This window comes from Bacillus yunxiaonensis (genome assembly GCF_037104695.1).
In the GTDB taxonomy this organism is placed as follows: Bacteria; Bacillota; Bacilli; order Bacillales; family Bacillaceae_G; genus Bacillus_A; species Bacillus_A yunxiaonensis.
The window spans coordinates 206323-228825 of the sequence record NZ_JBAWSV010000006.1; the positions used below are offsets into that span (position 1 = coordinate 206323).

Sequence of the window (22503 nt, forward strand, 5' to 3'; positions counted from 1 at the left end):
GAATACATTTCATCCGCTTTACCGAAAACGAGCCGACATAACAGAGGTGATGAAAAAAGTCCCAAAGAATGCAGATAAAAGGAACCAATCCATATTTTACAGTACGTTTACAGTTCGCGGACTTGAATTTTACAATCCGTTGGTACGATGGAAGTACTATCGATAGGAATAACGAAATAATGGAGATGTTTATGGTTACCTTAACGAAGTTTAACAAGTCACTATTTTCATTCACTCTAATAGTTGCATTCTTTCTCAGCAGTATTGTTGGCTATACGCCGGTGCATGCAGCAAGCGATGCATATAGTCTGACAGAAGCAGAAAACTTTAGTTCCAAGTCGGGTGCCTACCTTAAAGTCGAAGCTTGTCCAGATGGTGGACAAAGTGTGGGAGGTACGAATGACAACCAGTATTTAGCATATAAAAATATTGATTTTGGTAGCGGTGCTAATGGTGCCACGAAATTTAGTGCAAGACTTTCAGTAAAGGGATCAAATGCAGGCGGTAATATTGAAATCAGGCTTGACAGTCCGACGGGTCCTTTAGCAGGAACGCTTACTGTTGCTGCTACAGCACCAGACAACTGGAATGTCTACCAGACTCAATCTACCGATATCGCCAATGTTACCGGAGTTCATGATGTATACCTTGTACTTAAGGTAGCGGCGGGAAAAACATATGTAGCCAACCTCAACTGGTTTCAGTTTTCAAAAACGTTGAACAGCATTGACATTACAAAATCACCAGCAAAGACTGTTTACCGTATCGGAGAGAGCCTTGATATTACAGGTATGGTAGTCACAGGTACTTACATTGACGGTTCGAAAAGGGTGGAGGAAGTCAGAGCTTCTGATGTAAGCGGCTTCAACAGTTCAACTGCAGCGGCCAGCCAGACACTGACCGTCAAAGTACGCGGTAAGACAGCAACTTATACAGTAGAGATAAAGCCAAAGAAGCTAACAAGCATCACAGCACCTGCAGCGGTTACAGGAGTGATAAACGGAACAGCGCCTACAGCGGTGGCCCTTGGATTGCCTAGCACAGTAGTACTGGTAACCGATGGCGGAAATGTAGACGCACCTGTGACATGGAATATAGCTGCTTCAGGTTACGATCCGGCTGTAAAGACCGAGCAGAGTTTTACGGTAACGGGAACAGTAGATCCGCCAGTAGAGGTTACAAATCCCAATAATGTAGCATTGTCAACAAGCATCAATGTTACGGTTCTTGCCTCAACAACACCTGAGAAGGATACTAGCTATAAATTCAGTTTTATGTCCATTTCTGATACACATGCAAATGTACCAGGTGATTTCGCTAATGTCTCACTTAACAATGCATTGCAGGACGCAGTTAGTAATAATGTGCAAAATGTTAGCGTTGTTGGAGATCTTACCGATTACGGAACAGATGCACAATATAATTTATTTATGAACACAATGAATAAATATCCTCAACTTAATTGCAACTACGTTTTAGGGAACCATGATGTAAGGTGGTTACCGGGAGGATATGATACTGCTAAAAGCAGATTTTTGACACATACAGGTATGCCAGATACTTATTATGATAAGTGGATAAACGGATACCACTTCATCTATTTGGCAACAGAGACTGATGATAAAGACAGTGCATATCTTTCAGATACCCAACTGCAGTGGTTAAATGATAAGTTGGCGGAGGGTGCAAGCAAAGATAAACCAATCTTTTTATTTCTTCATCAGCCACTAGATAATACTGTATATCAGGAATATCCTTGGGATCCTTATCAAAGTGATGAGGTACAGGATCAAAAATTAGAGGACATTATTGGGAAATATCCTCAAAGCGTTTTTATAACGGGACATATTCATTATCCTCTCACGTTACCGAGTACTTTTTATAACAAACAGTACTTTTCAATGGTAAGAGATGGAGCTGTTAAGGATTCAGGTCAAGGCTTGATTGTAGATGTTTATGCCGACAGGGTTGTGATAAATGGAAGAGACTTCAACGCAAAGAGTACGATAACGAATTGGACCATCAATAATTATACAGCCGATGCACTTGCAGCAGATAAACAAGCGCCTACCGCACCAGCTAATGTCACAACGAAAGTAATAACAGACAAGATGGTAAATCTGTCATGGGATGTAGCTACTGATAATTTTAAGGGTAATGTAGGGGTTACAGGTTATGATATTTATAATGGAGATACTCTGATTGGGTCAACAACAGGGCGTACGAACTATAAAGTAACAGGATTGACTCCAAATACGACATATCAATTTACTGTAAAGGCTAAGGATGAAGCAGGAAATGTTTCAGAGTCTAGCATTCCATTAAAAGTTACCACTTTAGGCTACGATCCTGCTCCAGTAAATCTGGCTCTGAACAAGACGGTTACATCCAACGGAAGTTTGGTAGGGTTCGAAGCGTCTAAGGCAGTAGATGGATCAGCTTCAAGTGGCAGTAAGTGGTCTTCAAATACTACTGGGGACAAATGGTTAATGGTTGATCTTGGACAAAATTATGACATATCCAGATGGGTAGTAAAGCATGCAGGAGAAGGCGGCGATACTTTATCTCTAAATACTAAAAATTATAAGCTTCAAGGAAGTCTGGATGGGACTACTTGGACTGACCTGGATTCTGTTACAGGAAACGTTTCAAATGTAACGGACAGGTATATACCAAAAACCAACGTAAGGTATGTAAGGCTTTATATTACTACGCCGCAAAATGCTAATGAAACGGGAACTGCAAATATTTATGAATTTGAAGTCTATGGACGCGGCGCCGATGTTCAGCCGCCTGTTACAACAGCAACGACGGATGGTGTTACAGGTGAGGGCGCTTGGAATGCAAAGGATGTGAATGTGAAGTTCACTGCAGAGGATGATTCAACCGGAACTGGTGTAAATCGCATCGAGACAAGGGTAGACGGCGGCGATTGGACAAACAAGGCCGAATTGACGCTGACTGCTGAAGGTATGCACAGCGTTGAGTATCGTGCCATAGATAACGTCGGCAATGTGGAAACGGTGAAACATCTTGCCATTGGTATCGATAAGACGGCACCGGCAATCGCGGTATCCGTACCAGGGGATGGAAGCATTTATAAAGATTCTGAGGAATTGACGCCTCAGTTTGCATTGACCGACAATTTTTCGGGTGTCGACAATGGCAAGACGACGGTGACGCTCGATGCGCATTCTTACAAAATCGGAACGACGACTCCGTTGTATACCTTGCCGCTTGGTCAGCATACCCTTGTTATATCCTCCAGTGACCTAGCCGGCAATAAGGGGAGTAAAACCGTTCAGTTTCAGACAGTGGCTAGCATCGATTCCTTAAAGGCATTGGTGACACACTTTGCCGATACGAAATGGATCGACAATGCCGGAATTGCCAATAGCCTGCAGGCTAAATTGGTAAACAAAGATTTGAACAGCTTTGTGAATGAAGTGAAGGCGCAAAGCGGGAAACACATTTCAAGTGAAGCTGCAACTTATTTGCTGCGAGACGCTCAGTATGTGTTGTCACAGCAATAGCGCATTTATGAAAAGCATAGCTTGAGTTATAAGCAAAACAGACGACCAATTCTATGGTCGTCTGTTTGTCTATTAGGGGTAGAACGAGCGCTGCAAGATCCAGTAATGCTATTAGCATCTGGACACAGTGTAGCAATAGAGGAAATCCGCATAAAAGAGTTATAAATATGAAATTTTTATAAACTGAGAAGTATGATGATCGCAACCTTTAGCCATAATTACAACTAAAGGTTCTTTAGTATAAAAAATGAAACAAAATAAAAAATTACAAGGGGGCAATTTTATGGAAAATAATAAAAATGCAATACTCGCTTTTGTTGTTTTAGCTTTAGGTTTAGTGTTTTTTGTTGGGGGCATGGTTTATTCAATATGGTGGTCATAATACTTAACTGCACAAAATCCTTGTTTTAGGGTAATTTCAAGTCTTTAACTTGAGGGCGCGTGTTAAGAGCTCAATAAGATAATTAGATGCTGATTACAAAAAACTTAACTGATATGAAAGTCTACTCCATATTTATGAAGACCCAATTTTGTAGCTATTGCTTGTGAAGAGAAATTATCCCACGCTGTACTAAAAAGAGGATGTAATCCTTCTTTTTTGACTTCGTTTGCCCAAGCAATAACACTTTTTGTTCCATGTCCGTTTCCTTTATAGGTTTCCAAAGTTTCCACACTAGCCTCTGCTGCTTTTGCACTCTTTCTCGCACTACAACATACAGAAACCGCAATACCGTCTTGAATAATAGCGAAACAAGGCTGTCTCCATTCAAAATTCTCAAATAGATTTGGGAAATCCACTTTTAGTAATTCCTTATTTTCATTTGTTACTCTAACTGCGTCTGAAGTCATATTAAAATTTTCTGGAAAAACATAAGCAGGGCCCATCCATATGCTGCTTATCGGTCTTATCTCATTTAAAATAACAATTAAGTTTCTAAGGTCAACGATATGCTCATTGTTATTAATAACTTGCAATACTTTATCCACCTTTGAATTTGGGAACATTTTATTGAAACGAATGACGTTTCCTTCTCTAGTACGACCAAGGAAAAATAAAGGAGCAACAAGATCACCAGGCTCATTTATTTCTGTCATTCTGCCCGAACTATCATATTTAAATAATACATCTGCCTGCATTTCCATTAGCTTGTATTCTTGAGCCAAATTATATCTCCACCTTTCATATCTTGAAAACTGGATGTAAATGTAATTAAATAGCATTTATGATGTTATGAACAACACATTATCGCCTTGTCAAAGGCATCTTCAGGAATATATACTTTATTATCTTTAACTTTAAATGGAATGTTATTTCTTTCAAGTTGATCTGTATTAACAGTTTCTACAGAGTCACCCCATTGTACAAATTTGCCACTGTACCCTTTTTGGGAAAAATAAAATATTAAAAGAATAGAAAAAAATAAACATAGAAATACGATTCGTTTCTTTTGCAAACTTATCATCTCCTCTTTAATAACAAAGCAATATATGATTCCTAAAACTGTTAAAATTATACTATTTTTTACTTTCTAGTGTCACCATCTGTTCTAACTGAGGTATCGCCACATGCCCATCAAGGTAAGACAAAATCATATTCCAAAAATGAAAAAACGTTATTCTTTCTGTATAAATTCAAAACGAGAGGATGAAATAGTGTAAAAGAAAATATACATGTGTATAAAAAATTGTTATGAAAAGGGTGTGATTTTTTAGAAAAAGTACAAATCCAATTGACTGGTCATTGATAATATTCAGTTCCTAAATTCCGGCACAATATTTGCTAATAAAAATATAGGAAACTTTTAAAATAACAAGCATCTCATATGAGAATACAAATATCGGAGGGACAAGAAATGAATATTAGCAAAATGTACACAACAATTGATGCACATGTAGCGGGAGAACCGCTTCGTATTATTACAGGCGGATTACCTACGATAAAAGGAAATACACAATTAGAAAGACGAGCTTATTGTATGGAGCACTTGGATCATCTTCGTGAAGTTTTGATGTATGAACCGAGAGGACATCATGGTATGTACGGTTGTATTATTACGCCACCTGCAAGTTCCCATGCCGATTTTGGGGTATTGTTTATGCATAATGAAGGCTGGAGTACAATGTGCGGCCATGGAATTGTTGCTGTAGTTACGGTAGGAATTGAAACGGGCATGTTCGAAGTGACAGGAGAAGAACAAAAGTTCATTATTGATAGCCCGGCAGGAGAGGTTATCGCGTATGCAAAATACAGTGGAAACCAATTGGAGTCCGTGACATTTGAAAATGTTCCATCTTTCGTTTACAAGAAAGATGTTCCTGTAAAAATTGATGACTATGAATTTCAAGTAGATATCGCTTTTGGAGGAGCTTTCTATGCTGTTGTAGACAGTAAAGAATTTGGTTTGAAAGTGAATTTTAAAGATTTATCTGCTATTCAAACATGGGGCGGGAAAATAAAACACTACATTGAAAGTCAAATGGAAGTAAAACATCCTCTCGAAGAAGATTTAAAAGGGATATACGGCGTTATCTTTTCAGACGAACCAAATGGAAAAGATGCCACGTTACGAAATGTAACTATTTTTGCTGATGGGCAAGTAGATCGCTCTCCTTGCGGCACGGGGACTTCCGCTAGACTTGCAACGCTTGTTGAAAATGGGGTTCTACAAGAAGGCGGAAGCTTTGTCCATGAATGTATTACTGACGGACAATTTATTGGAGAAGTGTTGTCATCGACAAAAGTAGGTGAATACGAGGCCATCATTCCAAAAGTTACTGGTCAGGCATTTATTACAGGATTCCACCAATTTGTAATGGACCCAAGAGATCCGTTAAAACAAGGATTTTTATTGGCGTAATGTTTAGAAAACAAGGGGATTGAAGATGAAATGGTGAAGTAACTGTTATATTGGCGAAAGACTCAGGAAAGGACGAGATAAATATGTTAGTCATAAATGCAGCTGAACAAAGAAGTTTAGTAGATATGAATGAAGTAATTGAATATGCGGCGATTGCTTTACAAGAGTTTTCTGCAGACAGAACAATCACTCCGATTCGCCACTCTTTGCCATTTGCGAATTCGCAAAATACCGCATTAATGATGCCTTCAGTAGCGGAAGAACTTGGCACACTTGGATTAAAAGTAGTAACGGTAGCCCCGAATAATCCTAAAATAGGGAAGAAAACAATCAACGGAGTTGTCATGCTATCAGATTTTCAAACAGGAGAACCGCTTGCCCTTTTAGAAGGATCGTATTTAACAATGGTTCGAACAGGTGCCTTATCGGGTGTAGCGACAAAATACCTAGCTCGCCAAAATGCGAAAAACTTATGCATCATCGGTACAGGAGAACAAGCAAAAGGGCTTGCTGAGGCGATGCTCGCTGTGCGGGACATTGAAAATATTATGCTCTATAACCGAACAGAACAAAAAGCTGTTGAGTTTGCTGAGTATATAAAAGAGAAATTTAATAAACCTGTCTACATATACACAGATGCGAATGAAGCAGTACGCGAGGCAGATATTGTTGTCACGACAACGAACTCCTTAACACCAGTTTTTTCAGAAACATTAAAGCCAGGCGTTCACGTAAATGCTGTCGGTTCATTCAGACCGACGATGCAAGAGCTGCCGTCTCATGTCATTTCCTCAGCTAATAAAGTAGTAGTAGAATCAAAAGAAGCAGCACTAGAAGAAACCGGTGACCTGCAAATTCCGATACAAGAAGGACTTTTCAAAGAAAGCGATATTCACGCAGAACTTGGGCAAATTATTAGCGGTGAACGAAATGGAAGGGAAAGTGATCAAGAAATTACCGTATTTAAATCTGTCGGACTAGCCGTTGTGGATATTGTAGTGGCGAAGTATTTTTATGAGGAAGCTATCAAGAATAAGGTAGGGACGAGGGTGGAGTTGTGAAGTGCAGATAGCAGATTTCATCGTCTGAACGATGAAGCTTGAAAAATAGAGGGATAGGTGAAACTCCAACTTGGCAGAAGTAAGTTAAAAGAAGAGTTAAAAAGAATAGATTATTATCCAATATTTCTAAAAGTGAAATCTCATCTTTGCTACTGTAAAAAAACAACTAGCCCTCCGTAAGAGGTGCTAGTTGACGTGAAATTCGATGTAGGAAGTTTTACATTTTATGTTCGGGATGGAAATCTAATGAGTTAGTTCAGATTACGAAGGTCAGGCGTAGTGTTTCAATATAGAGTTGGAGTCGGAGGAGAACAATGGAAGGAAACAATATCGTTTATAGCAACCGAATAATGATTCCATCTTCCACCGAAAAACCTATAGCCATAAACTCTTTCGTGCCCAACAGTCGTCAAAAAAAACCAGAAATTGTCTCCGTTTCTAAGCCATAGATACGTGAACCGAAACAAACAATTTTGAAGACCCCAAGGACTCTGGGCATAGAGTGGCATTTGTCGTATATATACCATGATTTGAGATTCACTCCTTATTGAAATTAGACTTATAACTAATTTTATGCTCAGGGTCAAGGCTTAGATTGGATGTATGCCTAGTAGCCTACCTAAATTCAATTTTGAATGTATATAGTATACATGTCAGGTTAACATAACGTAACATTATCAGCAGCTACTCAATCCCACAAATTCATTAATATCAAGAATTTTCCAGCTTCCCGCTCCCTCCGCTGTATGCAGGATTTCATACATTCCTGTCACAATAGCATTTGGCAGTTCAAACCGTTCTTGTAGCTTGCATGAAATTCTGCATATCCTTAGCATATAAAATCTGCATTTTATCGTCAGTACCTCTATCAGTACTCGAAATAAAAAATACTTCAGTTATTTCATAACGCGAGAATAACCCGACACATACTAGGTAAAGGGATATTTTTTTGATTGAATTACATTCACTAAATTTAATATTTAGCAAATTAATAATTAATATAGTAAAATAAAATCCTAAAAATAAAAAGGGGTGTTTTTCTTGCGTACAATGCAACAATTATTACAAACACGAGCAGCACAATCACCAAGTATTGAAGCACTTGTTGGTGGAGGGGAAAGATATTCATTTAAAGAATATAATGAACGAGTAAATCAGCTTGCGCATTATTTGTTAAACAGCGGTGTGCAAAAGGGAGATCGTATCGGTGTTTTATGTAAAAATAATCATCCGTTTCCAACGATTATGATGGCAAGCTTAAAAATCGGTGCCGTACTCATACCTTTTAATCATCAACTTACTGTTTATGAATTAGAAACGATTGTAAAAGAAGCGAAGCTAAAGGTATTATTTCATGATGCTGAATTTAACGAAGTTGTATCTAAAATTGAAGCAGTAAAAGAAATTCAACATGTAATAGAAACTGGAAAGGGAATGGAAGTATCAAATTCATTTGAATTACGATTACAAGACCAGCCGAAAACGGAACCGATGGTAGAAGTTCATGAAGATGACGATGCGATTTTCTTATTTACTTCTGGAACAACTGGAAATGCGAAAGCATGTGTTATTGGTCATAGAAATTTACATTATTATTTTACGGAAATTGCAGGCCAAAGGAAGGTTCCAGTAGGCGGACGTTTTCTTTCCGTACATCCACTTTTTCATATGAGTGGTGTACTTTCTATATTAAATTGTATTTATTACGGTACTACGATGATTTTTCTATCTGATTCAAATCCTAGTCTTATTTGGGATACGATTGAAAAAGAGAAGATTGCAACTATGCTTGCGTTTCCAGCTGTGTACAGTTATATGCTTGATGAATTCAATAAAAAAGAACGGAATATTCCTTCTTTCAAAGTAGCACAAAGTGGTGGAACAAAAGTACCTGAAAGTCTTATACAAAAGTATGCGGAGAAAGGAATATTTATGGCACAAGGCTATGGAAGTACAGAAGGCTGGGTCGTAAGTTCATGGAGACCAGATATGGGGAAAGAAAAAATATCTTCTGTAGGAAAACCGATTAAACATGTAGAGGTAAAGATTATTCATCCAGAGACAGGAGAAGAATTACCTGCGAATGAAGTTGGAGAGATTATTGTAAAAAGTCCATATATGTTTAAAGGTTATTGGAATAACGAACAGGCAACAAGAAAAGTAGTAAAGAATAATTGGTTTTACATGGGTGATGCAGGGATGCTGGATGAAGACGGCTTCTTATATATAATGGGAAGATACAAAGATGTGATTGTACATGGTGGCGATAATGTATATCCAGATCAAGTAGAAGAAGTCATTCATGAAATAAGTGGTGTGTTAGAAGTTGCAGTAGTTGGAATTCCAGATGATTTTTGGGGAGAGATTCCAAGAGCTTATATCGTGAAAGACATCCACACATCATTAACAGAAGAAAATATTATTCAGTACTGTAAGCTAAAATTAGCGAGCTATAAAATACCAGAAGTAATATTCGTTGAGGAATTACCAAAAAACGCTTTAGGAAAGGTATTAAAAAGAGAGTTGAGATAAACTGTTGATTAGTTTCCTATGTAAAAAGCGACGCAAAGGTATGTTTTGCGTCGCTTCATATAATAATTGAAATGAATTGTATGAGCGTATGTTTTGTCGGAATCTTGGTGCTACCCCATCGCTATCAAGCTAATATTTTGAAGTGTCCCAAAACGAAAATTTTATTATTTTATAGTTATTTATGAGAATTCAACTCATTTTCTTCGTTTTGGGGGATTCGCTTTTCTTAGCTTGATGGTGATGCGGCTGGACCCCTAGTTAAAAAATATTAACTATCTCAAAACGAATAGTATTTTTTAAAATTGAGATACAAAAGAGACATTTCGGATTAAATGAATCATCTGTACGTGATCCCTCCTCCATATTAATGTTAAAAAATTAGTCGATATATCCCGAACCCTATCATAATCATTCCACATAATATAGGAACAATGTGTTTCTTTTTTGATTCCTCGTAAACCCTTATTCCTCCATTAATAAAATTAACCCCTATTACTAGGAAGAAAATATTAAAATAAAACCCACTGATGCCCGATGGGATAATTAACAATATAATCATTCCTAATGTTACATAATGAATCAAATTGTTAGTCCTACTACTCATCCTAATTGAGACCTCCTTTAGTTCTATTTGGGGTATCGCCACATGCCCATCAAGCTAACATTTTGAAATGACCCCAAAACGAAAATTTCATCTTTTCATAGGTGTCCATGAGAATTTAGTTCATTTTTTTCGTTTCGGGGCAATTCTGAATTCTTAACTTGATGGCGATGGGGTACTGACGGCAAAACGCGGATTTTATACGCTAATGATATACAGGATTTCATGCAGGCTGTGAGAACGGTTTGAACTGCCAAATGCTGTTCTGACAGGAATGTATGAAATCTTGCGTACAGAGAAGGGAACGAAAAGCTAGCAAACTCTCGATATGAATGGCTTTCTGGGATTTGGTTACTGCTGATAATGTTACGTTATGTTACGTTATGTTATGTTATGTTATGTTAACTGAACATGAATAGAGTATACAATAGGAGTCTAAGTCTATTTTCGGGAATCTATTATGTTAACGATACAAAAAGGACTGTAAAATTTAGACAGTCCTTTTGAATTCTTATTGAACTAAAGCATGCGTTAGTTCAATAAGATATTTGTTGTCTATGTGTTAAAATGTTAAAAATGCTTACCAACTTCCAACAGAATAAGGATCGCAAAATTGCAATATTAACCTTATTTTTAGATAGTGCTTAAATTATTTCGGATGATTTCTCGCTCGCACCTGTCTAATCGTCAACTTCGAGTAAGAGGCTCATGATAATCGTTTATAAAGTCATGCACCAGCATAACGGATCACTTCCACCACAATGAGGGCAACAACCTCCTGTATAAGTAATTCTAATTTGATCTGAATGAAGTACATAATAATCAGTAATTGGTTCGACGCCAGGGATCTCTATCCCGCCTGGAATCGCTGGCAATATAACCTCCCGCACTGTCATGTCCGACCACTTACCGTTCCAGGAACAAATACTGCACTTTAATATCTCTTCCGAAAAATTCGGAGCATTTTTGATGACAATAATACATTCTCTACTATAGGTATTACAATTAGGACAATCGTGTACTTTCACGAATCTCCACCTCTCATCAAATTTAAAACTTTTCAAGTACCTTCTTTTTATTATTCTTTTTTACAGTCAATTAGTCCTTGTAGGGTGTTTTTGCCCATCCCCCTTTTCAGGGGATAGGCAAAAATACCCTATGACGGTAAAGAAGTATATCTTGTTGACTTCGAATTAAACGACAATGTAACAGTAGGTGGATTTCTTGTTTATGTAGATATAGAGACTAAATTAAAGACTTATTAACTTCCGAATTCGGAATTTATGTAATCACAATTACCCCCATCTTTTATATAGGAGTAATTGTAAATTTTAAATGAAAAAAGTCAGAAAATTCTTTACATTGAAAGCGATTTCTTGTATGATAATAATGGGTTGGATGGCACGAGTGGCTATCAGGGTATCTGGCGTAGGTGGGGCCGATACTACGGACAGAGTAGAAATATTGTTTTTTACTATTATGAAACTCTATATATATTATAAAGAAGAGTGGAAAAGGAACTGACTCATAAGATCATGAATCAGTTCCTTTTCTGTTTTGCTACCGATAAGTGGGGTTATGTTAACTTAGTAAAAACGCGTTATATAAAAGGGTTTCCTTACTTTTATCAAGAATATACTTATGTTCTTGATTTGTTAATTAAAAGGGAGCGTTAATGATGAAATTTAATCAATTATTTTTATTTATTATTGGGGTATTTGTATGTAGTTTAGTATTTAATTTTGTTACAGATAAATCTGATTGGAATGTTTTTTTCTTATTGATACTAGGGGCAATTTCAGGTTACCAAATTGGTAAAAATGAAATTAAAAAACAGGTAAACAATATAAATTAAACTACCGCTAACGAATTTTATGTAAATAAGCTGTCCATATGGGCAGCTTATTGTATTTTTTGCTTAGCGTTGTTTTTTTCCAAAATGCTGGCGGTACCCCATCGCTATCAAGTTAAGAAATACATCCTTCCCCAAAACGAAAAAAATAACATGAATTCTTATAAACAACAGTAGCGATATAAAATTTTTGTTTTGGGGATATCTCAAAATCTTAGCTGGATGGACATGGGGTTCCGCCCCACATCCATCCAGCCAAGAAAACATGTCACTCCCAAAACGATAAAAGTTTGTGAAAAAATGTACTTAAACGAACTTGTGCTTTTATTCAATAAGGCAGGGATATTAAACAACTATTAAAAACACCGTCTAGGTTAACTGGACGGTGTTTCATGTTCAATTTAAGCAGCCTTTAGCTTAATTATACTTTGAGTTTAGTCGGTTTCAGGCCAATCCCAACCAAGTTGTAGGAATAATCCTAAACGATCGCTGACTGCCCGAATCTCACTAATTTTCTGATTGGTTATGGTAAATATGTAAATTGCCTCGTTCTCAAACTTACCATTAGTCGGTATTGGCATGCGAGGATGACCCCCAGTATGGACACCACTTTGGGTGATTCGTGCAACTACGCGGGAGTTTTCAGCGATAAGTTCCTCAATGTCAACAACCCGCCACTTAACACCCTTACGGGTCATTTGAAGTGGGGGCTTGCGTCTGTCAGAGTTCGACAGTGCTTCTACCCTCATAGAGAGCAACTACGCTTATTCCTACCCAGTAGTGCGAACGAGCAACGCTCTCCTACCTTAGTGTGGTGGAACATAAGGACGGTTGACTTCGTCCTTACTACTCGGGTATACCCAAGTAGTAACCGTTTCAGAACGGTACTGTTTACGTTTAAGATTTTACAGTTGCAACGACTTCCTGCAACCAACCGTCTATCTTAAGTTTTCAAAGAACGTATAGAGTGCCTTTTACGCAACGGTTTTCTCTATGTCTTGATTATAACAAATTGAAAGGAGGAGGAAAGGTGGAAGTTTCAGATACTTAATATGGTACAAAATCTTACGATTTTTAACGTACCACACCGTATCTGACGGCAATTCCTCCCCCACTTATCGTTGAGCTACGCCCTGTAGGGGTATCCTTGCCGATTTTAGATGAAAATGTAAGGGATTAAAGGCCACTAACTGCAGCCTTATACCATCAAAGGCTGCACCAGGCTTATCGTCCTCGCCATGGATAATTTTATTGTGATCAATTACGTCCTTAGACATAAACTCTAGTAATTTCTCAGTTTGACGAAGATTAATAACCTTGAAGAAATTCTCTACTACCTTTTTATTGCTTGCAAGCTTTGAAATATCCACCTTTTAAACCACCTTTTTAAAATTTATAGGTTAAGTTCCCTTCATAGGTTTATTTAGGAATACGATTCTTTAATACAAGTAAATAATTATCCCATTATTTATTTCACTATGCTGCCATCGTTAGTGTAATAAGAAAAGAAATATCCTGCATTTTATGAATTGAATCCCGCAGTATGGACACCTTGAAAAAGTTCATGATTCGGGGTTTTTTATGTGGTTCGTATTCATTTGCTAGTTATATTGAGAACAGTTTTATAATTGATATGTGGGAAATGAGTGAAGTTATGTAAAAGAAAGGATTATATATTCATTATAAATGTTTATAATGTTATATATGGATTATTTGTATTATATGAGCATGTTCAGCATGTAAGGAATATTAAACAAAAAGGAGAGAATTCAAAGAGCCATGATAATATTTATGTTCATAATGTTTCTGTTTATGTTTTTAATCATAAGGGCAATAATGTATCTTGCAGCAAACCACGCTAACATAAAAGGACGTGCTGGTGAGAAACAAGTTCAAAAATACTTATCTAAACTAGATTCAGATAAATATTTGCGCCTGCATGATATAACTTTAAGGGCAGAAAAGGGAAAAACGACGCAAATTGATCATATTGTTATAGCACAATCAGGTATTTTCGTCATAGAAACAAAGAATTATAAAGGTTGGATATTTGGAAACGAATGGGACCCACAATGGACGCAAGTTAATTTTAAAAGGAAAGACAAGTTCCATAATCCCGTTTGGCAAAATTATGGTCATATTAAAGGGATACAACATGTATTGAATAATGAAGATATCCCTTTCATTTCCCTAATCACATTTAGTAATTCAAGTGATTTGAAAAAGATTAACATTACTTCATCGCATGTATATGCGGTCTATTTTTCTGAAGTAGTGCCCCAAATTCGTAATCATACAGAACAAATTCTTTCACCAAGTCAAATGAACCAAATCTATCGTACACTACAGCAAGCGAATATCACTGACAAGAATATAAAAAAACAGCACGTAGAAAACATTCGGACGAACAAACAAGAAGCAAAACAAAAGGTTCAGAATCACATTTGTTCTAGGTGCAATGGGAATTTAGTGCAACGAAAAGGTTCAAAAGGGGCTTTTTGGGGATGTAGTAATTTTCCTTCTTGTCGGTATACGGCGGAGTTGTCTACCGGTAATAGAAAAGTGAATTGATTGTTATTGGTAGGTTATAAAATGGATATGTATGTGCGTATACAATTTGTGTATTTTGTATGGAGTTTTAGCAATGTAGGAGTTTAGTATTTATATTTATTGTAAAATAAGGATAGATACATTCTCTTTTTTGTTAACAATACATACTGGTGGTGCACAACATGGACTATAATTTTGAAGTTTTATCACTTTTAGATCATTCATTTGAGTTTGAGAAGCTGCATAGTAAGTTGAATCGCTTTAATCCTTTTAAAATATTAAGGATAGATAAATTTGAAATTCGTCACTCGAATATAATTTCTTGGCTGCTTGATCCAAATGGCAATCATAATTTGGGGGCTTTTTTTATAAACAAGTTAATCTCTAAAGTATTTGTAAAAGCAGAGAATGAAAATTTAATTGGTAAATATGACTTCATTAAGTTACATAAACAAGCTTTGCATGATTTGGAAGTTTTTCGTGAAGTGCAAACAACGGATAATAAACGCATTGATATTTTAGCTGTATCAGAGTTGCAGAAGATTGTAATCTTGATTGAAAATAAATATAAGTCGTCAGAATCAGATGGGCAATTACAGAACTATTTAAAGTTTGTTCATGATACATACGAAGGTTATACGATTGTTCCAATATTTTTAAGTTTGGATGGCATTGCTCCGAGTCATTCAGATTATTTTATTTTAGATTACGGAGATATATTAAACATATTAAAAGCATATTTGGAGATTAACAGTACCTATATTTCTAATTCAATTCAAGACTTTCTTTATTACTACTTGGATGTATTAGAAGGTGAACTTGTTCGAGATGAAGAAGATGTTGAACTGGCAATGAATGTGTACAAAAAGCATAAAGAAGCAGTTGACTTTCTATTTGTGGGTAATGCAGGAAAGACATTAGGAAAGTCTGCTCATAGTGCAACATTAAATATCATTGATCAGTTAAATCCAGAGGAGCGTGAGTCTTTCCGTAAAATATATACGGCTCATGCAGAAACAATTAATTTTGTATATGAAATAGGGAATAGTGTAATGAGAGAAGCATTCTTACAATTTGTTCATCAAAATGAGATTTCAAGTAATTGTTATCGTGAACATATTCGCGTCCCTTCTTTTATTTTCCCTGAATGGAGACAGCTTGATGATGTTCTAGGAATACCAAAAGGAGACTGGTGGTTAAATAATGCTCTTGTTATATGGTTTGAGAGAAAAGCAGAAGACCGAATGAAATTAATTATTGAAGTAGGTCCATTAGAGCATGAAAAAAGATTACAGCTATTGAACAAATTAGAAGAGAATGGGATATCTATAAAAGGAAGATCGAAAGAACCTGGATCTATGTATACTAGAATTTATGCTGCAAATGAAGAAATTCACAATTGGACAGATAAAGATGAAATTCTTCATAAAATGAACAAAATGTATAATAGCAATAGCTTTAATGAAGTAATTTCATCAATAGCCGAGGCAATAACAAGTATCGTATATGAAGAAGATACTGAGGAAAACGAAATTTTTTATGCTGATCACATACAAAGTAATCAGGTTGATAAGGGGACTTTAGCTGCTGCATTTCAATTGTTTGTTACACAACATAATCTACAAGAAGAATGTTACAACATACATCACAGACTACCATCGTTCATTATGCCAGAGTTCCGATTACTTGAAGAAAAATTCGGAGTACCGCAATGGAATTGGTGGTTAAATAATGGCCTAATTATGTGGTTTGAACGCCTAAAAGACAATAGATTGAAATTCATCATAGAAGTAGGTCCACTGGAATCTTATAAAAGAATCGCGTTACTCACAAAACTTGAAAACAAAGGCATGAAGATAAGCGAACGAGCTAAAAATCCAGATGCCTCTTATACAAGAATTTATACAAGTACGAGTAATATTGGCGATTGGTCGGATACGAAGGAAGTATTAAATAGTATGAATGCGTTGTTTGGTGAAGAAGCATGCCAAGGTGTTATAAGCTTGTTGATAAATATAGCAGACGAGTGAGGTAGAGTGCGGTGAGGATTAAAGTATATAACAAACAGAATAATGGATATGCTTATAAGCACTATATTTATAAAATATAGTGCTTTATTTGTTCAATATTTCTATTTGTATAATTGTATATAAATAGAATGATATAAACTAGAGGTTCTCATTTAAAAGAATTAAAACGTGAACGATTCATTCGAATTGCAGAAACAAGAACAAATAAAATTATTACTCTTATGCAGTTATTAGGGAATTGTGCAAATAAAAATAGCTGTGATTATACAGAAAAAGATGTGCAGATTATCATCAATACTTTAGAAGAGGAGCTCGTTACACTAAAAAGTAAATTTAAAGAAACACCAACAAAGAAAAAGTTTACGTTGAAATAGAGGGGAAACATGGCATGGATAATTCATCGGATATCTAGTCTTCATAGCCAATCACTCTTTTATTTTGTAACTATATCTATTAGTATAAAGGATGTGAGAATAGTGGGCTAATTGATCTGAGATAGTAATGAGACAAAAACATCTACAAGATTTGATCCCACTGATTAAAAAACATATTAGTCGTTAAAATATATAGAAGGTATCCTTTGTATTTTACTAAATATGAAAAACGTATATTACAGAGTTTCTGTTAAGTTAAGGAGGACGTAATGAAAAAGAATATTTATGTTGTTGGAGCAGTAATTGTTGAAGATGAGAAAATCTTATGTGCACAAAGAGGACCAACTAAAGCGCTACCTCTTAAGTGGGAATTTCCAGGTGGAAAAATAGAAGATGGAGAGTCACCTCAAGAAGCATTACAACGTGAAATTAATGAAGAAATGCATTGTAAAGTACAGATTGGTGAGCAAATTGATTATACAGCTTATGAGTATGATTTTGGTATTGTTCATTTGAAGACTTTTTACTGCAAGCTTATTGAAGGAACTCCTGTTTTAACTGAACATGTATCAATTATATGGTTACACCCAAACGAACTTGCATCTTTAGATTGGGCACCTGCTGATATTCCGACTATTGAGAAGTTATCAAAGACATCTTTTGTAAATTAATGTTGTTAAGCATATTAAGCTATTCACTATATGTGAATAGCTTTTTAAATTTCATAATAAATTTGCACTCTAAAACAGTGAGTAATACAATTAGTATGAAAAATTGTCGAAAATGGTGATCATATGGAGAATTTTATTCAAAAATTAGAAGCCTCTTTATATAAGGGATTTATCGATCAAAAGCATAGTCAATCTGGAAATTATAAACCTAAACTATTAGTAAATAATACGAAAAAAAATGAAAACGTTTTAAGTTCATTGTTGGAAGAACTTGAAAATAGTACATCTTTTATTTTTTCAGTCGCTTTTATTACAGAAAGTGGTCTTGCGACTCTAAAATCTCATTTTCTTGATCTTAAGCGAAAAGGAGTTAAAGGACGTATATTAACATCAACATTTTTAAATTTCAACCAACCAAAAGTATTTAGAGAACTAATGAAAATTGAAAATGTAGAAGTAAGACTAACAAATTTAGCAGGTTTTCATTCGAAAGGATACATATTTAACCACAAAACTCACTATTCGTTGATTGTTGGAAGTTCTAATCTAACAGCACATGCACTAAAGATAAACTATGAATGGAATGTGAAGTTAACATCGCATGAAGATGGAGAGATTGTCCATCATTTCAAAAGCCAGTTTGAAGAAGTGTGGAAAGATGCTCAAACATTAACTGAAGAGTGGATTAACAATTACGAAAAAACTTACAAGCAAGTTGATAATAAAGTAGCAGATCAAGTTATAGAATTACCTAGTCAATATAATAATTCTATTGAAGACGCTTTGAAAATTGTTCCAAATAAAATGCAACAGGCAGCATTGCAAGAAATACAAGCTGTTAGAGATGCTGGAAAAGAAAAGGGATTAATTATTTCAGCAACAGGAACGGGGAAAACATATCTTTCAGCATTCGATGTGAGACGTTTTGCTCCTAAGCGCATGCTATTTATTGTTCATCGTGAGCAAATATTACATAAAGCAAAATCAGATTTTAAAAAAATTCTTGGTGGAATTGAAGAAGACTTTGGGGTTCTATCAGGTTCGAATAAGCAAACGGATGCAAAGTATTTATTTGCTACCATTCAGACCATTTCAAAAGAAGAAAATTTATCTCAATTTGATCCTGAGGTATTTGATTATATTTTAATAGATGAAGTTCATAAAGCAGGAGCGAAATCTTATCAGAAAGTAATCGATTATTTTGAACCTAAATTCTTAATGGGAATGACTGCTACACCTGAGCGGACAGATAATTTCAATATTTATGAGCTATTTGATTACAATGTTGCATATGAAATTCGTTTGCAAGAAGCACTTGAAGAAGATATGCTTTGTCCTTTTCATTACTTTGGAGTAACAGATTTTGAATATAATGGAGAAACGATAGATGATGCCACAATTTTATCAAATCTTGTTACTGAAGAACGTGTAAATCATATAGTTGAAAAGATTCAATATTATGGTTTTTCTGGTGAAAAAGTAAGAGGATTGATGTTTTGTAGTCGAAAAGAGGAAGCAGAACAACTATCCCGTGCACTAAACGAAAAAGGTTTCCGCACAGTGGCATTAACAGGTGATCATTCTCAAGAAGAAAGAGCGCTTCGAGTAAACCAATTAGAAGATGGTATGCTTGATTATATTTTAACTGTAGATATTTTTAATGAAGGAATTGATATCCCAAGTATTAATCAAGTGGTCATGTTAAGACAAACCCAATCTAGTATTATATTTATTCAGCAGCTTGGACGGGGACTCCGTAAGCATAATTCCAAAGATTTCGTTACGATCATTGATTTTATTGGTAATTATAAAAATAATTACTTAATTCCAATCGCTCTTTCAGGAGACAAATCACAAAACAAAGACAATATACGTAGACGTACAAATGATACAAGCTATATTAAAGGTATCTCAACGGTGAACTTTGAAGAAATAGCGAAAAAACAAATTTTTAAAGCAATTAATAATAGTAATTTAACAGAAATGAAAATCTTAAAAGAAGCTTTTGTTGAATTGAAAAATAGAATAGGAAGAATTCCGTATCTATACGATTTTATATTAAACCATTCTATTGATCCTGTTGTGCTTGCTGAAAGGCATTCGAATTACTATCAATTTTTATTAAAAATGAAAGAAGAAGTTCCAGTGCTAACAGATTATGAGAATAAGGTTTTAACAATGCTCTCATTAGAAGTATTGAACGGAAAACGTAAACATGAAATTATATTGTTAGATTTGTTATTACGCCAAGAAAAGGTTAATCATGATCAGTATCTTAATTATTTAATGGAATCTAATTGTCAAACTGATGATGCTACAATAGCGTCTGTTCAACGTATTTTTGATTTGTCATTCTTTATGCAAAATGGCAAGAAAAAATATGGAGAAAAGCCAATTGTTACTTGTTCCGAACGTAAGGATTATATGTTTAACGATTCAATTCGTGAAAGTTTGAAGCAAAATAATTATTTTAAAGATATGGTTATTGACATTGTTCGAAGTGCAAAAGTTAAGAATAAATTATATGAGTCTAACAAACCGCTTACCTTATACAGAAAATATTCCAGAAAAGATGCTTGTAGGTTATTAAATTGGGATAATGATGAAAACTCAACGATGTATGGTTATAAAACCAAACATCATACTTGTCCAATATTTATCACGTATCACAAAAATGATGAGGTAGAGTCTAGTGTGAATTATGGTGATGAGTTTCTCAATCAAGAAGTTCTTAAATGGTATACCAGAAGTAATAGAACATTGAAATCGGGAGAAGTTCAAACAATTATTGAAGCAGAAGAAAACAACATTGACATTCATATCTTTGTGAAAAAAGATGATGATGAGGGAAGTGACTTTTATTATTTAGGTAAGGCAATTCCTAATAAAAATAGTGTGCAACAAACTGAAATGCAAGACAAGAATGGAAAAGAATTACCTGTTGTTACAATGAATATGGTTATGGAGCATGCTATTGATAATAAGCTTTATTCTTATATTAGGGATGGGAATGTTTTGAGCTGAATTTAATTAGTATGAGAAATGATTAAAAAAAGTTCTCGTAAATAGAATTAAATGTAACAAAATACAGTCTGTAATAGGGTCCATTGAAAAAGTTCATATAGTTTAAAGAAGCAAAGGCTTCCTCGATTTCATTGAGGAAGCCTTTGACATTTTTATATATAATAGTAGAACCAATTCTAGGTAATGTCTCAAACGATGCATATATACACCTAAAATAGCTGTTAATAGATTCTAATCAACACCTACAATATCATCAAATTTTAACCGCAATGTAAACCCAAACAAGTCTTGAAAAAACACCATTCTTATTTGGCGTGTAATCACTTTTGCAACGACTGTCTCATGTAGAATCTGTCCGTTTTGGTAATAAGAAATCATAATTGTTTTTTGTAATTTTATTGATTCAAGTAGTGCTCTTTCGATTTCTTCTTTCGCATCTTGTGTAATAATAGGGCGTGGTATTTTTTTCTGTTCTTCAACGATTTGTTTTATACCAGCGAATTGCTTCGGTATTGACGCAAACGGCTGCCATTTCACCATCCCGCGACCCTTCATTTTAGGTACTCCTGAATTGTTCATGCTTTATGTCCTCCAATAAGCGTATTTCTGTATCTTCCTGTTGCGGCAGAAGTATAAGACACAACTCGTAAAATGCTATTTTTACCGAACCTTGTTCTTCACCTTCATTTATTAAATTAGTTAGTGCAATGCTTACTGTACGAATCGGTTCACCTGTATGGAGTTGCGTTAAAAACATTAAACATACACGGTATATATCTAAAGTTAAATTTGTAGGTCGTTCTAATATACAAGTTTTTTTGAACCAGCCTGGATAGTTGTTGCTATAGCTAATGAAAAACTGTACAGTCCTTGTTAATTTTCTTTTTCGCCTCCACATCAAGGGCAACTTTACTCATTAATAAATTAGAACCAATTCCAATTGTGCTATCAATACGTGTCTTATGATATACCTCTCTTTTGAACTTCATAGCAAATTCGTATGGAGTTTGTGCGAACAGGTGTAAACTTGCTGTAATGTCCATAAAGAATTCATCAATGGAATACTGGTGAAAATCTTCAAAAGCAACGTATTGTAGTGCTAACTTTGTTATGTAATTTGAACATCTAATATATATTTCCGTAGTGGGATTTACTATGAGTATGTCGTGACGCTGTGGGATTTTATATAATCGGCTCATCTTTTTAACTCCTAATTCTTTTAAAGGAGGAGTGGCAGCTAACACAATCGACCCTTGCCGATTCACATCGCCAACAACAGCTAGTTTTGTACAGAGCGGATCGAGACCCATTTTGATGCAGGAAACGCTAGCGTAAAAATTTCGTAAACCTACACATAAGGTGTTTCGTTTTGGTAAAAGAGAATAGTCATACAAAGTAATCACTCCTAACAAAAGGA

Annotated in this window: 17 protein-coding genes and 1 pseudogene; 11 read left to right on the forward strand and 7 right to left on the reverse strand. The window is 35.4% G+C overall.

The genetic code is table 11. The features are described from left to right. The first annotated feature begins 191 nt into the window (after positions 1-191). Together WAX78_RS18370 and WAX78_RS18375 are read left to right on the forward strand one after the other, a co-directional pair. Positions 192-3533 (forward strand): carbohydrate-binding protein, encoded by a 3342-nt coding sequence (locus tag WAX78_RS18370; protein WP_336483429.1) that lies wholly within the window; start codon positions 192-194, stop codon positions 3531-3533. Positions 3534-3554: 21 nt separating this feature from the next. After that, positions 3555-3698: a hypothetical protein gene (locus WAX78_RS18375; RefSeq protein WP_336483430.1), complete on the forward strand. Its 144-nt coding sequence runs from the start codon at positions 3555-3557 to the stop codon at positions 3696-3698. A gap of 321 nt (positions 3699-4019) precedes the next feature. On the opposite strand, the gene WAX78_RS18380 is transcribed toward WAX78_RS18375, so the two are convergent. Both WAX78_RS18380 and WAX78_RS18385 read right to left on the reverse strand, forming a co-directional pair. Further along, the gene (locus tag WAX78_RS18380; RefSeq protein WP_336483431.1) at positions 4020-4697 is read right to left on the reverse strand and encodes a GNAT family N-acetyltransferase; all 678 of its coding nucleotides are present in this window, start codon (positions 4695-4697) and stop codon (positions 4020-4022) included. Positions 4698-4762: 65 nt separating this feature from the next. After that, positions 4763-4996, reverse strand: coding sequence for a hypothetical protein (locus tag WAX78_RS18385; protein WP_413789206.1), 234 nt, complete (start codon positions 4994-4996; stop codon positions 4763-4765). A gap of 390 nt (positions 4997-5386) precedes the next feature. Here WAX78_RS18385 and WAX78_RS18390 point away from each other — a divergent pair, with 390 nt between their 5' ends. From WAX78_RS18390 to WAX78_RS18400, 3 genes are all read left to right on the forward strand, one after another. Further along, positions 5387-6391: a proline racemase family protein gene (locus WAX78_RS18390; protein WP_336483433.1), complete on the forward strand. Its 1005-nt coding sequence runs from the start codon at positions 5387-5389 to the stop codon at positions 6389-6391. 83 nt (positions 6392-6474) lie between these two features. Then, complete coding sequence (locus WAX78_RS18395; protein WP_336483434.1) at positions 6475-7452, forward strand: ornithine cyclodeaminase family protein; 978 nt, start codon at positions 6475-6477, stop codon at positions 7450-7452. A gap of 1041 nt (positions 7453-8493) precedes the next feature. Then, a complete protein-coding gene (locus tag WAX78_RS18400; RefSeq protein WP_336483435.1) occupies positions 8494-9984 on the forward strand; it encodes a class I adenylate-forming enzyme family protein in 1491 nt (496 codons plus the stop codon). Between the two features lie 1320 nt (positions 9985-11304). Here the strand turns inward: WAX78_RS18400 and WAX78_RS18405 are convergent. Further along, on the reverse strand, positions 11305-11481 hold the full coding sequence (locus WAX78_RS18405) for a hypothetical protein (RefSeq protein WP_156107953.1): 177 nt from the start codon (positions 11479-11481) through the stop codon (positions 11305-11307). 782 nt (positions 11482-12263) lie between these two features. On the opposite strand from WAX78_RS18405, the gene WAX78_RS18410 reads away from it, so the two are divergent. Then, the gene (locus WAX78_RS18410; protein WP_336483436.1) at positions 12264-12440 is read left to right on the forward strand and encodes a D-alanyl-D-alanine carboxypeptidase; all 177 of its coding nucleotides are present in this window, start codon (positions 12264-12266) and stop codon (positions 12438-12440) included. A gap of 431 nt (positions 12441-12871) precedes the next feature. On the opposite strand, the gene WAX78_RS25225 is transcribed toward WAX78_RS18410, so the two are convergent. After that, a complete protein-coding gene (locus WAX78_RS25225; RefSeq protein WP_413789207.1) occupies positions 12872-13186 on the reverse strand; it encodes an ester cyclase in 315 nt (104 codons plus the stop codon). Positions 13187-13552: 366 nt separating this feature from the next. Continuing rightward, positions 13553-13807 carry a hypothetical protein gene (locus tag WAX78_RS18415; RefSeq protein WP_336483437.1) on the reverse strand — a complete coding sequence of 85 codons (255 nt, stop codon included), beginning with the start codon at positions 13805-13807 and terminating at the stop codon, positions 13553-13555. 466 nt (positions 13808-14273) lie between these two features. On the opposite strand from WAX78_RS18415, the gene WAX78_RS18420 reads away from it, so the two are divergent. The 5 genes from WAX78_RS18420 (at position 14274) to WAX78_RS18440 (ending at position 21086) form a co-directional block, all read left to right on the forward strand. Next, positions 14274-15008 (forward strand): nuclease-related domain-containing protein, encoded by a 735-nt coding sequence (locus WAX78_RS18420; protein WP_336483438.1) that lies wholly within the window; start codon positions 14274-14276, stop codon positions 15006-15008. A gap of 161 nt (positions 15009-15169) precedes the next feature. Beyond that, the gene (locus WAX78_RS18425; RefSeq protein WP_336483439.1) at positions 15170-17017 is read left to right on the forward strand and encodes a PDDEXK-like family protein; all 1848 of its coding nucleotides are present in this window, start codon (positions 15170-15172) and stop codon (positions 17015-17017) included. A gap of 221 nt (positions 17018-17238) precedes the next feature. Next, positions 17239-17391 carry a hypothetical protein gene (locus WAX78_RS18430; protein WP_336483440.1) on the forward strand — a complete coding sequence of 51 codons (153 nt, stop codon included), beginning with the start codon at positions 17239-17241 and terminating at the stop codon, positions 17389-17391. A 269-nt stretch (positions 17392-17660) separates the two neighbouring features. After that, the gene (locus WAX78_RS18435) at positions 17661-18062 is read left to right on the forward strand and encodes a (deoxy)nucleoside triphosphate pyrophosphohydrolase (RefSeq protein WP_336483441.1); all 402 of its coding nucleotides are present in this window, start codon (positions 17661-17663) and stop codon (positions 18060-18062) included. 123 nt (positions 18063-18185) lie between these two features. Continuing rightward, positions 18186-21086 carry a DEAD/DEAH box helicase gene (locus tag WAX78_RS18440; RefSeq protein WP_336483442.1) on the forward strand — a complete coding sequence of 967 codons (2901 nt, stop codon included), beginning with the start codon at positions 18186-18188 and terminating at the stop codon, positions 21084-21086. A gap of 231 nt (positions 21087-21317) precedes the next feature. On the opposite strand, the gene WAX78_RS18445 is transcribed toward WAX78_RS18440, so the two are convergent. Both WAX78_RS18445 and WAX78_RS18450 read right to left on the reverse strand, forming a co-directional pair. Next, positions 21318-21665 (reverse strand): YolD-like family protein, encoded by a 348-nt coding sequence (locus WAX78_RS18445; RefSeq protein ID WP_336483443.1) that lies wholly within the window; start codon positions 21663-21665, stop codon positions 21318-21320. Further along, positions 21662-22480: pseudogene (locus WAX78_RS18450) on the reverse strand (Y-family DNA polymerase). The gene WAX78_RS18445 and the pseudogene WAX78_RS18450 overlap by 4 nt, the downstream one beginning before the upstream one ends. Positions 22481-22503 lie beyond the last annotated feature (23 nt).

Excerpts from the sequence above, each read along its gene's own strand:
- WAX78_RS18410 (WP_336483436.1), top strand. The coding sequence starts at position 12,264 with ATGAAATTTAATCAATTATTTTTATTTATTATTGGGGTATTTGTATGT.
- WAX78_RS18390 (WP_336483433.1), top strand. The coding sequence starts at position 5,387 with ATGAATATTAGCAAAATGTACACAACAATTGATGCACATGTAGCGGGA.
- WAX78_RS18435 (WP_336483441.1), top strand. The coding sequence starts at position 17,661 with ATGAAAAAGAATATTTATGTTGTTGGAGCAGTAATTGTTGAAGATGAG.
- WAX78_RS25225 (WP_413789207.1), bottom strand. The coding sequence starts at position 13,186 with ATGAGGGTAGAAGCACTGTCGAACTCTGACAGACGCAAGCCCCCACTT.
- WAX78_RS18385 (WP_413789206.1), bottom strand. The coding sequence starts at position 4,996 with ATGATAAGTTTGCAAAAGAAACGAATCGTATTTCTATGTTTATTTTTT.
- WAX78_RS18445 (WP_336483443.1), bottom strand. The coding sequence starts at position 21,665 with ATGAACAATTCAGGAGTACCTAAAATGAAGGGTCGCGGGATGGTGAAA.
- WAX78_RS18370 (WP_336483429.1), top strand. The coding sequence starts at position 192 with ATGGTTACCTTAACGAAGTTTAACAAGTCACTATTTTCATTCACTCTA.
- WAX78_RS18425 (WP_336483439.1), top strand. The coding sequence starts at position 15,170 with ATGGACTATAATTTTGAAGTTTTATCACTTTTAGATCATTCATTTGAG.
- WAX78_RS18395 (WP_336483434.1), top strand. The coding sequence starts at position 6,475 with ATGTTAGTCATAAATGCAGCTGAACAAAGAAGTTTAGTAGATATGAAT.
- WAX78_RS18430 (WP_336483440.1), top strand. The coding sequence starts at position 17,239 with ATGCAGTTATTAGGGAATTGTGCAAATAAAAATAGCTGTGATTATACA.
- WAX78_RS18420 (WP_336483438.1), top strand. The coding sequence starts at position 14,274 with ATGTATCTTGCAGCAAACCACGCTAACATAAAAGGACGTGCTGGTGAG.
- WAX78_RS18405 (WP_156107953.1), bottom strand. The coding sequence starts at position 11,481 with ATGACAGTGCGGGAGGTTATATTGCCAGCGATTCCAGGCGGGATAGAG.
- WAX78_RS18440 (WP_336483442.1), top strand. The coding sequence starts at position 18,186 with ATGGAGAATTTTATTCAAAAATTAGAAGCCTCTTTATATAAGGGATTT.